Here is a 1,883-nt window from a genome sequence, read left to right on the forward strand (position 1 = left end):
CCCTGCCCCGCACGGACTTCATCGCGCGCACGGACGCGGAGCGCTACGCCATCGCCGTGGACGCGCACGGCAAGCTGAGCTGGAAGTCCGGCGCCATCGACGAGGACCACCTGGTCGTCGTGCTCACCGAGTCCGTCTCCGACGCCCACCTCGCCCACCTCCGCGAGCGCGGCGTGTCCTACGTCTTCGGCGGCAGGGACGACCTCGACTTCGCTCGCACGCTGGAGACGCTGGGCCGCGCCTTCGGCATCAAGACCGTGCTGCTGGAGGGCGGCGGTGGCATCAACGGCTCCCTGCTCGACGCGGGCCTCATCGACGAGGTGAGCCTGCTGGTGCACCCCTCCGCCGACGGCAATCCCGGCACCCCGTCCCTCTTCGACCGCCCGCGGGCGTCCGGCAAGGGCGTGGCGCTGGAACTCACGCGCGTGGAGCAGCTCGACGCGGGCCTCGTGTGGCTCAAGTACCGCGTGCGCGACGACGCCCGCTGAAGGGCACCGCGCTCAGGCGGACGGTGGGGCGCGCAGCAGCGTCGCGGACTCGTAGAGGCTGGCCTGCTGGAAGGCCCCCGCCGCGGAGGTGTCCTTCTCCAGCTTCTCCTGCACGTCCTTGGGCAGCTGCGCGTAGAGGTCCTGACCCAGCAGCGTCTCCAGCTGATCCACCGGCACGCGCGAGGCCTCCAGCAGGGGGACGATCTGGTCCTTCTTCGACGGGCCGTCCTTCGCGTTCGGCACCAGGTACGCGAACATCGTCAGGTTCCCGTTTGGCAGCTCCAACAGCACCGTCTTGAAGTTGTGCGTGGGCACCGCGATCTTCCGGTCCTTCGCGCCCGTCGTCTCGATGGACTCGGGCGGCAGCGGCTTGCCCTTGTCGTCCAGGAACAGGTTGCCCGTGACGATGTAGGCCTTGCCGCCGGTGTCCTTCACCAGCTCCGACACGCCGCGCTCCAGCGTGCGCCACACCTGCTGGTTGTGGTTGCCGTGCTGGGGGGCGATGTTGCTCATGTAGTGGCTCTCGTCCATCGCCGCCTGCGTGGGCGAGTCCTCGGCCGCCTTCATGTGTCCCCGGTCGAAGCCGGTGTTGTTGTAGTCGGAGTCCGTGACCGCGCCGTTGCCCAGCTCCGGGTCGCGCACGAAGGTGCTGTTGAGCCGGTTGACGTCCGCGGGCGTCTCCTTCACGTCCGCCGCGGACAGCAGGTAGCTCACGAACTGGGGCACGTTCTTGTCCGTGTCCAGCAGCGTGCGTGAGTACTCCTTCACCAGGTTCAGCCCCGGCGTCGCGCCCTCTCCGCCCACGGCGCGCAGCGGATCCATCTCCCCCGCGACCTCCGCCACGCGGCTCTGGAAGGTCGCCATCTGCTGGTCGGGCACCCACTGCGTGTCCGCCGCCGTCCCCGTGCCCTTGGCCTGGTTCGCCTTGGACGCGTTGATGTAGGCCGTCAGCTCGTCCGCGGAGAGCTGCCCGTCGGCGTTGCCGCCCAGCAGGTCCGCGCGCTTCGCCACCGACGCCTGCCAGGGGCTGTCGAAGGCGTCCACCGCCACCGACTTCGCGCCTCCCGCGAGCTTCGAATCGAGCGCGGCTCGCTGCTCCTGGAGCGCCGTGGACGTGAGGAACTGCGCGTCCGTGGGGGCTCGGAGGTACGACTCCAGCTCCGCTGCGGACACCTGGCCGTTCTGCCCACGGCCCTCCACGCCACCCTCGTCCGCCGCCTTCAGGAGCCGGCCCTGCCAGCTCTCATCCGTCCAGCCGAACTTCTGCTGGAGGTCGGAGATGGGCACCTCCTTCGTGGCCGAGCGCTTCCAGCTTCCGCCGGTGGGGGCCACCACGGTGTTGGCGGGAGCGGCACCGACCGGCACGGCCCCGGCGGGCACCGCGGTGTTCGCGGG

2 protein-coding genes are annotated in these 1,883 nt (G+C 70.4%); one reads left to right on the plus strand and one right to left on the minus strand.

Features of this window, described 5'->3' with window-relative positions:
- Positions 1 to 488: dihydrofolate reductase family protein (locus D7V93_RS42405; RefSeq protein ID WP_120648611.1), on the plus strand; the 488-nt coding region annotated here is incomplete at its 5' end.
- A 12-nt stretch (positions 489 to 500) separates the two neighbouring features.
- Here D7V93_RS42405 and D7V93_RS42410 read toward each other — a convergent pair.
- Positions 501 to 1,883, minus strand: a 1,383-nt coding sequence (locus D7V93_RS42410; RefSeq protein WP_372338433.1) for a DNA/RNA non-specific endonuclease, incomplete at its 5' end; no start/stop codon positions are given.

This window comes from Corallococcus llansteffanensis (genome assembly GCF_003612055.1).
Lineage (GTDB): Bacteria > Myxococcota > Myxococcia > Myxococcales > Myxococcaceae > Corallococcus > Corallococcus llansteffanensis.